Source organism: Pseudomonas sp. nanlin1 (assembly GCF_045571515.1).
In the GTDB taxonomy this organism is placed as follows: Bacteria; Pseudomonadota; Gammaproteobacteria; order Pseudomonadales; family Pseudomonadaceae; genus Aquipseudomonas.
The window spans coordinates 5134179-5146844 of sequence record NZ_CP124218.1 but is presented as its reverse complement, the minus strand read 5'-3'; the positions used below and the strand labels follow the sequence as shown (position 1 = coordinate 5146844).

Genomic DNA, 12666 nt, shown 5'->3' with positions numbered 1-12666 from the left:
TCCGGAGCGACCGGTAACGTTTTTAGGCCTTTTCTCGTGGCCCTGTAGGGCATTTCTGAAATTACCCATGGGGGGTTGTTTACCCTGGCCCCTCGATTAATATCCCGTCGCCGCATGTGCGGCTTAAGAGACGACAGTCATCCATGGACCTTCCCAGTTTTAGTTCCTCGCGGACCAAAACCACTACCGCAGCGGCGGCAGGTGTTCCCCTGAGCTAAGCCCGGCGTTTGCCGCGCTTCCAGGCCGCCTGCGCGGCGCCTGGAGAGCGTTATGAGCAAAATCGATACCTGCGTACACCATCAAGCCCCGGCCGATGAGGCTGTCCACGGCCGGCACGCGCCTGATGCCTCGGTGGCAGCCGTCACTGAAGACTTCCACAAAGGCGCGCTCATCAGCACCCCACTGGGTAGCCTAAGTACCGCCACCATCGGCCTGCTATACCGCAAACGCGTGCTTTGGCTGGTGCTACTGGTGTTCGGCAACCTGTTCTCCGGGGCCGGCATCGCGGCCTTCGAGGACGTCATCGCGGCGAACATCGCACTGGTGTTCTTCTTGCCTTTGCTGGTAGACAGCGGCGGCAACGCCGGCGCGCAATCGGCCACATTAATGGTGCGTGCCCTGGCCACCGGCGACGTCGTGCTCAAGGACTGGGGGCGCCTGCTCTGGCGCGAATGCGGCGTGGCCCTCGGCCTGGGCGCTACCATGGCCGTTGCGGTGTCCACCCTGGGCCTGTTACGCGGTGGCCCTGATATCGCAATGATCGTCGCCAGCAGCATGTTGATCATCGTCCTGTTGGGCGCCCTTATCGGCATGAGCCTACCGTTTCTGCTCAGCCGCCTGAACTTCGACCCTGCCACCGCCAGCGGCCCGCTGATTACGTCCATTGCGGACGCCGCAGGGGTACTGGTGTACTTCTGGATTGCTTCGCAGATTCTGGAGCTTTGACCCCTTAGTTAACCGCCTTGGTGCGCGCCGACAGCGCCGTAACGACTAGCGCGCCCACCAGGCTCAGCCCTATGAAGGCGCTACCCAGGCTAACCCCGATGTGCGCTGGATAACGGCTGACCAGCGCACTGACCAGCCCTCCCGTGATAAACACCAAGGTATTGAGCATCGCCGACGTCGCGCCTGCGCTGGTCGGGTACAGCTCTATCGCTCGACAGGTGGCGACGGGGCGCACTGTTGTAATGCCGAATGTGCAAAGGGTCATGGGGATAAGAATGCCAGCGAAGGAAAGGAACCACTGCTCCGGCATAAGGACTATCGACAGGCCCGCGACGCCAATCATGCCCAGCCCCGCCAATAGCAAAAAATTGTGGGGCAATCTGTGGTGCAGCGCTGCCGCCACTGACCCCCCTGCCAGATAAGCCACCCCATAAAACAATAAGGCCATGGCGAAGGCATGGGGCGTGGCCTGCAGAATGTCCAAAAATAAGATGGGTGACATGACGATAAAGGCAAAGTGCGAGGCAAACGCAATGGCCGCTAGGGATGAATAGCCAATGAAACGTGAGTTGGTTAACAGTTGTTTATAAGCATTGAAGAACGAGAGGGGCCGACCCGATGCAGTAACGTCTCGTGGAATACACCTCAGGCTTACGCCCAGCACCCCCAAAGCCAGTAATGAAAATAGGTAAAAGCTGCCCTGCCAGTCGAACCAAGCCTGAAGGTAACTACCGGCCAATGGTGAAAGCGAAATGAACAGCCCGCTGGCGCTGGTCATCAGAATCCGCACCTTTACGCGCTCGCCTTCGTCGAACATGTCTTGCACCAACGCATGGGTCAGCACGAAGCAACCGCAACCGATGGCTTGGATGATTCGAAGTGTGATGAATGCTTCGAAGGATGTTGTGAGGGTGCAGCCCCACGCCGCAATTATCGAGATCAACAGCCCTACGATCAGTAAACGTTTTCGACCCAATCGGTCTGACAGGGGCCCTATCACCAATTGGGACAATGCTACGCCCACGGCGAATAAGCTTAACGTGAGGGCGATGTCTTGGGCCGAAGATTGAAAATGCACCGAAAGGGCCGGGAAGGACGGAAGAATAACGTCCAGCGGAAATACGCCCAACAAGAGCATTGATAACAGCAAGCTAACGATCACAAGCTTACTGCGAGCCTGATAGGCACGTTTTTTCGGCATGGTAATCCGATTGGTTTAATAGACTGCAGACTTCGCTAGCGCCCAGAGAGCGCTAACCAAAGGACATCGAGCCGTTAATTCGCCAGTTTTAACTATCTCGTTTCAGTACTTGGCGAACGTTGCGAATAGTCGACTTGATTAAACCGCCGATGCCTACCCATAACCTAGCAACGGCACGCAATACAATTCGGCGCTTAAGCAAAGGCCGTGTATCCATCGCCACCAACTTAGTACTCGCCAACGCCACTTTGCCGCCTACGACGAAGGCGATGCCGATGAAGTACAGCCAGCGATAATTCTTTGATTGTTTGTGCTGGTCCACCAGGGCCGACAAGCGTGCCAAAGGCGCTTTGGCGGCGGCCAGCCGTGGGATGAAGCATTCGTTGGAGAGTGCCACGGTGTTGACGTTCACGTTGGGGTCGACCACCCCCGGCGGGCCGTCGGGTTGGGCGGCGCAGTATTCGCTGGGTGTTCGGTCGCAACGGCTGGACAGGGGGGCGGCGCGCCACGCGCCCTTGGAGTAGTAATGCACCGGGCAGATCGTGTCGTTGTAGGCGGCGATCTCTTTTCGGATGGTGATCACGTCTTCTGCGGAGATCGGCCGGTTGGGCATGGCGTAGTAGTCGGCCGCTGAATCAGGCGCGAATTGCAGGAAATAGCCATGACCGCCCCGGGCGATGTCGGTGAAGCGCGATTGCGCGTACTGGCTCCATTGGCAGGATTTCAGCGCGCTCAAGCCATTCGCTTGGCAATAGTCGTCATATCGGCGGATTTGTTTGAGCAGGTAATCACTGCCTTGCTGTATCTCAGTGGTGAGTTCGTGCAGGCCGGCGGTGTCCTCAGAGGCGCCGTTGTCGGCGACGAAAAAGACCGCGGCGACCAGCGCGGTGGGGAACCAGAAGTGATCGTAGATCTGCCGGAAACGTTCGCTGAGGTTCAGGTTGTCATAGAGCAGCACCACCAGGGCCCAACCGATGATCAGGCTGATGAGCAGCAGCGGGATCATGCCGGTTTCGCTGCCCAGCGAACCGGTGCCGCTGATGACATAGCGGGTGGGCAGGTAGTTGATGTTGGGGAAATAGCCCAGCAGGTTGAGCACCCCCGGTAGGCACAGGGCAATGATTAAGCACAGCAGCCCTTTGATTCTTCCCACGGTATAAAAAGCCGTCGCGACGACGGGCAAAATAAGTATCACCAGCAGCGCAAGTGCGCCAAGTGTAGGCATCATGCCTTCATCGGCGGACCAGTAACTGCCGGTGATTTTGCCGACGGCATCGCGTTGTAGGAAGCTCGATGAAGTGACCCCCAAACCCTCCAGTATTTGGTGCAGGCTGTAAGCAGCACCGTGGAGAAACTTGATATAGGGTAGGAGAAAGTCAGCGAGCAAGGGCGTGGGCATAGAGAGTCTTAATAAGCGTTTTTCGAAGAAAAACTGATACGCGGAATATCAGTTTTATCTTTCGATTTATCAAGACGTAACTATGTAGGCCAATTCACAAAGCGATGTAGGAATTTTCCAGCAAGCCAGCTAAACAGGCCGCTCCGCTCTGGTAAAAGCCGAGGTGCAAGTACTCTGCGCCTCGGCTTTTGCAGTTTTAAGAAGAACAGCTGATCTCCAAATGTTTGCCCCATTCCGGCGGGCGTTCGGCGTAAGCCTGCATGCCTGGCTGGGCTTCGAAGGGGCGGGTCAGCACGTTATGCAGGCGCTGCACTTCGCTGTAGTCGCCGTCTTCGGCCGCGTCAATGGCTTTCTGCGCTAGGTAATTGCGCAAGATGTACAAGGGGTTGACCCGATGCATGCGTTCGCGGCGGTCGTGGTTGTCTTCGCCTTGGCTGCGCGCCAGGTAGTCGGCGGCCCAGGCGTCGAAGCCTTGGAGGTCGACGAAATCATCGCGCAGGCGCGCGACAGCTTGCTCGGGTGGTTGCTCGCCCAGGTTACGGAAGAACAGCGTGTAATCCACCGCGCTGTTCTGCATCAAGCTCAGCAGGCGCTCGATCAGCACCTTGTCGCCGCTGTCGGCCTGAGTGAAGCCCAGGCGGCGGCGCATCAAATCAAGGTAGTGGGTTTCGTACAGGGGCAAAAACAACCCCAGGGTTTCGCGCAAGGCGTCGACGCTGATAAAGGGCGTCAGGGCCTGGGCGAGGGCGCTGAGGTTCCAGTGGGCGATCGGCACTTGATGGCTGAAGGCGTAGCGGCCTTCGTGGTCGGAGTGGTTGCAAATGAATCGGGCGTCGAAGTCGTCGAGGAAGGCAAACGGGCCAAAGTCGAACGTGATGCCCAGGATCGACATATTGTCGGTGTTCATCACCCCGTGGCAGAACCCGTAGGCCTGCCAATAAGCGATCAGCTCGGCATTGCGCTCGACGATTTCGCGGAACATGGCCAGGTACGGCTCGGGTTGTTCCAGGCAGTGGGGGAAGTGCAGGGCCAGCACGTGCTCAGCCAAGGTTTTCTGTTGTTCAGGTTGCTTGGTGTAATAAAAGTACTCGAAATGCCCGAAGCGAATATGGCTACGAGCCAAGCGCAGCAGCGTTGCGGCGCGCTCTTGTTTTTCCCGCCACACCGGGGTGTCAGAGGCGATCACGCAGGCCGCGCGGCTGCTCGGGATACCCAGCGCATGCAGGGCTTCGGAGGCGAGAAACTCCCGGATCGACGAACGCAACACCGCGCGACCATCGCCCATGCGCGAGTAAGGGGTTTGCCCGGCGCCTTTGAGGTGCAGGTCCCAGTGTTCGCCGGCGGCGTTGTAGGCTTCACCGAGCAACAGACCACGGCCATCGCCGAGGCGCGGGTTGTAGTGGCCGAATTGATGACCTGAGTAGACCATCGCCCGCGGTTGGGCGTCGGCCCATAGTTTGTGGCCGCTGAACACGTCGATGAAGAGTGGCGAGGCCGCTTCGCTGAGGGGCAGGTCCAGCAGTGCCAAAGCCGCTTCGCTGGCGACCACCAGGCGGGGGGCCTCAATGGGGTCGGGCAGGACCTCAGTGGAAAAGTCATCGCCTAGACGCGCGAAACGGTTGTCGAGGGTCAGTTCGTCGAGGGCTTTCACGGCCGTCTCCCAGCAGAATGTTCAAGCATTGTGCTGGGGGGCGGCAGCAGCGTCTAGTGGGTAGTGCGGGTGTTACCACTCGGCAATTTCGGTCTTAAGCCATACTATGGCGTCGACGTTGCCGGGCTTCAGTTCCCAGAGCACGTCGGTGATCCTCAGCGTAGTGTTACCGGTTTTAAAATGCATGCCGATAAAAGCAAATCGCTCGAACAGCTCTTTTGGCACGTCGCCGGTAACAGAGACATCGGCCTTGTTTTTATCCACAATTCGATAGGTAATTTCCATTGTGATACTCCAATTACAGTGGGGCCCAAGGGAAGGATTTCCGTACTTGGGGCCACAGCAATGTAGAGCGACAGCCCTGGGCTGATAACTGGCAAAACTGCCAGGGCGGGCTCAGTCCAGGTTGGCCGTTGGCGGCTTGGGCGTTTTCTGCGAGTCGTCGAAGTTAGCGATCACGGTTTTATCCAGGCTTTCCACCGGCACCATCTTGTATTCCTGCCCCTGCATGTTCTTCAGGTACACCTCCATCTGGCGGAACGAGATGTTGATGTGCTGCTTTTTGAATTCCTTGTTGATGAACCGGTTGATCTCATCGAGCACCGGGTTACGGTCGCCCAGGTCGCGTACGTGCATGCGCAACTCGTGGTCCAGGGTGCTTTCCCCGAAGTTGAGGAAATACACGATGGGTTCGGGTTCTTTCAGCACCCGTGGGTTTTCCCGCGCCGCCTGTAGCAACAATGAGCGCACCAGGTCCAGATCGGAGCCATAGTCGACGCCGAGCTTGAGGGTGACGCGGGTGATGGTATCGGTCAGCGACCAGTTGATCAGTTGCCCGGTAATGAAGGTTTTGTTCGGAACGATGATGTCTTTACGGTCGAAGTCGGTGATGGTCGTGGCGCGAATACGGATCTTGCTGACCGTGCCGGACAAGTTACCGATGGTAATGGTGTCGCCAATGCGTACCGGGCGCTCGAACAGAATCATGATGCCTGAGATAAAGTTGGCGAAAATCTCCTGCATGCCGAAGCCCAGGCCTACCGACAATGCCGCCACCAGCCATTGCAGTTTGTCCCAGCTCACCCCGAGGGTCGACAAGGTCGAGACAAAACCCACCCCGGCGATCACGTAGGACAACAGAGTAGTGGTGGCATAGGCGCTGCCCTGGGCCAGGTTCAGCCGCGACAGCACCAGTACCTCCAACAGCCCTGGCAAGTTGCCGGCTAGGGCGAAGGTGATGCCGATGATCACCAAGGCGCCCAGCATGTCACCGAGGCTGATGGGCACCATGCTCATGCTGGCGCCCGTGCCGCTGGTGTATTCGTACAGGGTGATGTTGTCGAGGTAGGCGAACACGCTGATCAGGTCGCTCCAGACCCAGTACAACGCGGCGATGTAACCACCCAGCAAGGCCAGGCGAATCAAGCGCAAAGACTGTTGGTTGACCTGCTCGATGTCCAGGGTCGGTTCTTCGACGGGGATCTCGCCATCGCCGCTCTCTTTGGCGGCCAGGCGTTTACTCAGGGCCCGTTGGTAGGCCAGACGCCGCGCGGCGACGCCTAGGCCGCGAACGAAAGCCGCTTCGATGACCAGCCAGATCATCAGCAGGTAAAGGGTGTCGATCAGGCGGTCGCTGAGCTTCAAGGCGGTGTAGTAATAACCAAAGCATACGGCGACAAACAGGGCGATCGGCAGCAGGGTGAAGGCCACCCCGGCGCTCTTGCGAAACAGCGAGGCGTTCTGGTGGGTCGGGCTGCTGATCAGCAGGCGGCCCAGTAGCCACGCCATTAGGGCGTAACAGGCCAGCACCACGCCGATGCCCAGCACGTCATCCGCCAGGGCCGAAGGTTGCAGCTCGGCCACGGCGACGACCGAGACCAACGCCAGTACCACGAAGCCCAACCGGCGCACCCAGCCCTGGAGGAACTGCACCTGGGCTTTCTGCCAGCGGAAGTGCAACTCGGCGACCCCGCCCGGTGCCAGTATTCGGTAGGCGGTGTAGAACACCAGCCAGGCCTGGGCCATCTGCAGAACGGCCGAACCCAGGCTGGCGTTCTGCCCGCGGGCGTCGATCTGCAGGGCGTAGCCACACAGGGCCAGGCCCAAGGCCACCGGCATGGCCAGCAGGATGTTGATCAGAATTGCCAGCGGCGTGTGCCATTGGCGATCGCGCTTGAAGTGGCCGATGTCCTGGTGGATCGCGTTGAGTTTCTGGTAGAGGTATTTACGCCGCCACAGCAGCACGCCAATCAGTAGCACCAGAGGCGTGAATAGCAGCGGGCGGCTGGCCAGGCCATCAACTAGCTCGCGGATGCTCGATTGCCAAGGCAGCGTCATGACCTGCTTGACCAACCGCGAGGGCGCGCCGCTCAACCATTCGAGGTCCAGCGGCTTGTTACTGGGGATCCAGAACATTTGCTCGTCGAGGGTCGCCCGCAGCCCTTGAGCTGTGTCGAGCAGCTGCTTTTGATTGAGCTGCAGGGTGATCGATTCGTTGAGCAGTGCGCTCAGCTCGCGGTTCAGCCGCTCCAGTAAGTCGCTGCGGGTGATCGCCAGGTCGAGCAGGTTTTTGCGCAACTGCGGTGTGACCTGGTCGGTCGGTTGGTTGGCCAGCAGGCTATCGACATAAGCGCTGGGGCTGCTCATCTGTTCGCGCTGTTGGTTGACCTCGAACTGGTACAGGCGGATGTCGGCGATCTCATCCGCCAAGTCGCGGTCCACCTTCAGGTGCGGCAAGGCTTGCTTCTGTTTGTACAGAATGCGCGACAGCAGCAGGCTGCCCTTGAGCACGGTGATCTGCTCATCCAGCGCTTGATCGGCCTGGGTGACGTTATCCAGCTGTTGTTTGGTCTTGAGGTTTTGCTGAGTCAGCTCGTTGAGGCGGTCAGTACTGGTCAGCAAATAGTCGGAAAGCTTGACGTTGGTCGCGCTCTCGGTCGCCAGCAAGGCGCTGCCCCCGGACTTCTGTGCTTCCAGTGACTGTTGCGTCACGGTCTCTTGGGATTGGGCGAGGCGCTTTTGGTTGATCAGGCTTTGCAGGTCCTGAATTTCCTGGTCCATGCGGCCGATTTTTTCAATCAACAGGTCATGCTGGCTGTTGCCCAGGTCTTGCAACTGGCTGTTGCCCGCCAGCTCTTGGCGGCGCAGGTTGATCAGCGAATTGATCGACGCCAGTTCGGCGGCAAATTGCGTGCGCTGCTCGCCGCTTAGGGTTTTACCCGCGTCGCGGCCCGCTTTCAGAATATTGTTGATCTGCTGGATGCGCGTTTGGCTGGCGCTGATTTCACTTTGCGCCCGCTCAGGGCGTGTTTGCGCGGTGATGGTCAGGCTGTTGGCATCGGCCAGGGCTTTTTGCAGCTCGCCTTGCTGGGTGCTGCGTTCGCTAAAAATTTGCTCCAGCTGCGGCACGGTCTGGTTCGCATAGCGCTGGGCCACGGGCACTACGCGCGTACCCTTGAGCTTACTCAGCTCGCGCTGGTTTTCGCTGGTTTGGCGCGGCGCGTCGCTGAGTTGCTGCTTGAGGTCGGCCAGCTTCTTCTGGTTGGCCTGGGTGCTGTCCATGAATGCCAGGGTCTGCTCAAGCGTCTGCTGCAGCGCTTTTTGCTCGGCTTCCGGCAGTTTGCGGTCGGCAATTTTGTCCAGGCTCTGCTGGACCGTGTCGCGGGGTGGCAGGTCGGCAGCCTGGATTGAGGTTGCCGCCATGCACAGCCCTAGGAGGGCTGCGGCTAGAACATTACGCAGGGTTGGCATAGGTAAAAAGTCGTACAACCAGAAGGAAAAGGCAGTTTAGAGGAAGAGCCCTGGGCCTGGGCGGCTTCCTTCGGGGAATTTGACGCCGACTTTGGCGATCTTGTTCCCGTCCATCACTGCGATTGTCCAAATAGTTCCATTCCATTCCACATGGTCGCCCACGATCGGCGCGCCACCCACCTTTTGGTTGATGAAGCGGCTCAGTGGCATCAGCGGGTCGAGGCCATCGAGCTTGAGCCCATAGAGCGCTGAGACGGCCCCCAGTTGGGCATCGCCTTCCAGCACGAAATCGCCGAAAAAGCGTAAATCCAGGCCGCGTTGCGGAGGCTGGCTGAACAGTTTGCCGAGGGCCGGCAGGTCATGTTCATGGCCAATGACGCAGAGCAAATCGCCGACTTCCAGTACCGTGCTGCCTGAAGGGTGAAGCAATTGCTTGCCGCGAAACAGCGCCGCGATACGGGTGCCTTCGGGCATTTTCAGTTCGCGCAGGGCAGCGCCGATGCACCATTTCTCGGGGCCTAGGCGATACACGAACAGCTCCCACTCACTGGTCACGTGCACTTCCAGGGCCGAACGGGAAATGGGCGCGGGGTCCGGCGGGACGGTGACCTTCAGCAACTTGGCCACCCACGGCAGGCTGGTGCCTTGCAATACCAAGGAGATCAACACAATAAAGAAGGCCAGGTTGAAGTACAGCTGAGCGTTGGGTAGCCCGGCCATCAGGGGGAACACGGCGAGAATGATCGGCACCGCACCGCGTAAGCCCACCCACGAGATAAAGGTCTTCTCGCGCAAATGGAACGCTTTGAACGGCAGCAGGCCCACGGCCACCGAGAGCGGTCGCGCCACCAGAATCATCCACAGCGCCAGGCCCAGCGCAGGTACGGCAATGGGCAGCAGGTCGTGGGGGGTGACCAGCAAGCCCAGTACCAGGAACATACCAATCTGGGCTAACCAGGCCATGCCGTCGAGCATGTGCAGAATGCCATGGCGGCTGCGAATAGGCCGGTTACCCATCACCAGGCCGCACAGGTAAACCGCCAGAAAGCCACTACCGTGCAGGGCGTTGGTGAGGGCGAAGATCAGCAGCCCCCCGGCGATGACCAGGATGGGGTACAGCCCCGTGGCCAGGTTGATTCGGTTGACCAATTGCAGCATTAACCAGCCGCCGCCCAGGCCGATGATGCCGCCGATCCCGAACTCGCGCAGCAGGTGGGTGAGCAGGCTCCAGTGCAGGCCGGTCTGGCCGCTGGCAAGCATATCGATCAAGGTGACGGTGAGAAATACGGCCATCGGGTCATTGCTGCCCGACTCGATTTCCAGCGTGGCGGTGACCCGCTCGTTCAAGCCTTTGCCGCCCAGCAGCGAAAACACCGCGGCGGCGTCGGTGGAGCCGACAATGGCACCGATCAGCAGGCCCTGGATAAGGTTCAGGTCAAATAACCATGCGGCGACCATGCCGGTCAGCCCGGTGGTGATCAGCACCCCAACCGTAGCCAGCGACAGCGCCGGCCATAACGCGACGCGAAAGCTCGAGACACGGGTGCGTAAGCCACCGTCCAGCAGGATCACGGCCAGCGCCAGGTTGCCAACCAAATAAGCGGTGGGGTAGTTGTCGAAAATGATGCCACCGCCATCGACCCCGGCGGTCATGCCCACGGCGAGGATGATCACCAGGATCGGAATGCCCAGGCGCGAAGACAGCGAACTGACCAAAATGCTCGCTCCCACCAGCAACGCGCCAATCAAGAACAGGCTGTTGATGGTGGTGGCATTCAAAGGCGGTACTCCTTGGGAAGTGGGTTGCAGCGTGCTTCATGCAGGCTGCGTGCCAAGGGATTCTAACCTGTCCAATTATGATGTTGTCAAAAAGCTTCCAAGAACACTCAGAAGCCGGCGTCGGCCATGCTCAGGCAAGTGTCGTCGCGGGCTTCCAGCAGGGCCAGTTCGTGATGGCAAGTGGGCACTTCCCAGGTCAGAAAGTAACGCGCGGCTTGCAGTTTTCCCTCGTAAAAAGCTTGATCTGCCGGGTTGCGCAAGCCCAGCCCCTGCCGCGCGCAGATGGCCTGCTCCAGCCAGCGCCAGCCGACCACTGTGTGGCCGAAGACCTTCAGGTACAAGGCCGAATTGGCCAGGGTGCGTTCGGTTTCGCCTTCGCCAAGGTCGGCCAGCAGGCTTTGGCTGAGCTTTTGCAAGCGCACCAGGACTTTCTCCAGCGGCTCGCGCAAGTTAGCCAAGGAAGGAATCGCGCGGGTTTCCTCACAGGTCATGCCGATCAGGCGTGTGAGCAGCTTGAAGCCCACGCCACTGTCGCGGCTGAGTTTGCGCCCCAGCAGGTCGAGGGATTGAATACCGTGGGTGCCTTCATGGATCGCATTGAGGCGATTGTCGCGGTAATACTGCTCCACTGGATGATCGCGGGTATAGCCGTGGCCGCCCAACACCTGAATCGCCAGTTCGTTGGCCTTGAGGCAATACTCGGCTGGCCAGGACTTCACCACCGGAGTCAGCAAGTCGAGCAGCAACAGGGCTTGCTCGCGGTCTTTGGGCGATTCGCCGGTCTGGGTTTCGTCGAATAAGCGTGCGGCATACAGGGCCACGTCGAAGGCACCTTCGACATAAGCCTTCTGCGCCAACAGCATGCGCCGCACGTCGGCGTGCTGGATGATCGGCAGCGCTGCACTGGCAGGGTCTCTGTTGTCTGGCCTGCGCCCCTGGGGGCGCTGACGCGCATAGTCCAGCGAGTACAGATAGCCGCTGTAACCCAGCATCACCGCACCCATACCCACGCCGATGCGCGCTTCGTTCATCATCTGGAACATCCCGGCCAGGCCTGCGTGGGGCTGGCCCAGCAGGTAGCCGACACAGGCGTCCTGTTCGCCGAAGTTCAGCGCGCAAGAGCTGGTGCCACGCCAGCCCATCTTGTGCAACAGCCCGGCCAGGGTGACATCGTTGCGCTCACCGCTGCGGCCATCGGCGCTGACGCGAAATTTGGGCACGATAAACAGGGAGATACCCTTCACCCCAGGCGGAGCGTCCGGCAGTTTCGCCAGCACCAGGTGCACGATGTTCTCCGAGAGCGAATGATCGCCTGCGGAAATGAACATTTTGCTGCCGCTGATTTTGTAGGAACCATCGGCTTGCGGGGTCGCCCGGCAGCGAATGTCGCCCAGGGAAGAGCCAGCATGGGGTTCGGTCAGGGCCATGGTGCCGAAGAAGCGACCGGCCAGCATCGGCTCCAGGAACAAGCGTTTTTGCTCAGGGGTGCCGAGGCTGTCGATCAGATTGGCGGCGCCCAGGGTCAGTAATGGGTACGCGCTGGTGCCCACATTGGCGGCCTGGAAATGCGCGAAGCAGGCTTGCACGAGCAGGTTGGGCAGTTGCATGCCACCGGCGTCGTAGTCCCGTGCGGCATTGAGGAAGCCGGCGCCGAGAAACGCATCGACTGCAGGTTGGACCTCGGGGTGTAGGCAGGCCTCGCCGTTTTCGAAGCGCGGTTCGTGCTCGTCGGCGCTGCGGTTGTGGGGGGCGAAGTGGCTGTCTGCTAGTCGGCGCGCGGTGGCGAGGGCCGCGTCGAAGGTTTCCCGATTGTGTTCGGCAAACCGCGAGCGCTCGGTCAGAGACTCCGCGTCGAGTACTTCGTACAGCTCGAAAGCCAGGTTGCGCGAACTGAGCAGCGTTTCAGACATGGTGACCTACCTTGACGGGAATCCAGGCAGT

At 59.7% G+C, this 12666-nt stretch carries 8 protein-coding genes; 1 reads left to right on the top strand and 7 read right to left on the bottom strand.

Translation table 11 applies throughout. The features are described 5' to 3' along the window. The first annotated feature begins 270 nt into the window (after positions 1 to 270). A complete protein-coding gene (locus QCL65_RS23730; protein WP_407313227.1) occupies positions 271 to 945 on the top strand; it encodes a magnesium transporter in 675 nt (224 codons plus the stop codon). Between the two features lie 4 nt (positions 946 to 949). Here the strand turns inward: QCL65_RS23730 and QCL65_RS23725 are convergent, their stop codons facing one another. The 7 genes from QCL65_RS23725 to QCL65_RS23695 form a co-directional block, all read right to left on the bottom strand. Then, a complete protein-coding gene (locus tag QCL65_RS23725) occupies positions 950 to 2146 on the bottom strand; it encodes an MFS transporter (protein WP_407313225.1) in 1197 nt (398 codons plus the stop codon). Between the two features lie 88 nt (positions 2147 to 2234). After that, entirely contained in the window at positions 2235 to 3545 is a 1311-nt protein-coding gene (locus QCL65_RS23720; protein WP_407313223.1) for a hypothetical protein, read from the bottom strand. Between the two features lie 196 nt (positions 3546 to 3741). Beyond that, complete coding sequence (selO, locus tag QCL65_RS23715) at positions 3742 to 5196, bottom strand: protein adenylyltransferase SelO (RefSeq protein ID WP_407313221.1); 1455 nt, start codon at positions 5194 to 5196, stop codon at positions 3742 to 3744. Between the two features lie 72 nt (positions 5197 to 5268). After that, the gene (locus QCL65_RS23710; RefSeq protein WP_407313219.1) at positions 5269 to 5481 is read right to left on the bottom strand and encodes a hypothetical protein; all 213 of its coding nucleotides are present in this window, start codon (positions 5479 to 5481) and stop codon (positions 5269 to 5271) included. 111 nt (positions 5482 to 5592) lie between these two features. Next, positions 5593 to 8946 (bottom strand): mechanosensitive channel MscK, encoded by a 3354-nt coding sequence (gene mscK / locus QCL65_RS23705; RefSeq protein ID WP_407313217.1) that lies wholly within the window; start codon positions 8944 to 8946, stop codon positions 5593 to 5595. Positions 8947 to 8982: 36 nt separating this feature from the next. After that, positions 8983 to 10725 carry a potassium/proton antiporter gene (locus QCL65_RS23700; protein ID WP_407313215.1) on the bottom strand — a complete coding sequence of 581 codons (1743 nt, stop codon included), beginning with the start codon at positions 10723 to 10725 and terminating at the stop codon, positions 8983 to 8985. Between the two features lie 107 nt (positions 10726 to 10832). Beyond that, complete coding sequence (locus QCL65_RS23695) at positions 10833 to 12635, bottom strand: acyl-CoA dehydrogenase (protein WP_407313213.1); 1803 nt, start codon at positions 12633 to 12635, stop codon at positions 10833 to 10835. Positions 12636 to 12666 lie beyond the last annotated feature (31 nt).

Coding starts and splice junctions, on each gene's coding strand:
- QCL65_RS23730 (WP_407313227.1), top strand. CDS start 271: ATGAGCAAAATCGATACCTGCGTACACCATCAAGCCCCGGCCGATGAG.
- QCL65_RS23725 (WP_407313225.1), bottom strand. CDS start 2,146: ATGCCGAAAAAACGTGCCTATCAGGCTCGCAGTAAGCTTGTGATCGTT.
- QCL65_RS23720 (WP_407313223.1), bottom strand. CDS start 3,545: ATGCCCACGCCCTTGCTCGCTGACTTTCTCCTACCCTATATCAAGTTT.
- QCL65_RS23710 (WP_407313219.1), bottom strand. CDS start 5,481: ATGGAAATTACCTATCGAATTGTGGATAAAAACAAGGCCGATGTCTCT.
- mscK (WP_407313217.1), bottom strand. CDS start 8,946: ATGCCAACCCTGCGTAATGTTCTAGCCGCAGCCCTCCTAGGGCTGTGC.
- QCL65_RS23695 (WP_407313213.1), bottom strand. CDS start 12,635: ATGTCTGAAACGCTGCTCAGTTCGCGCAACCTGGCTTTCGAGCTGTAC.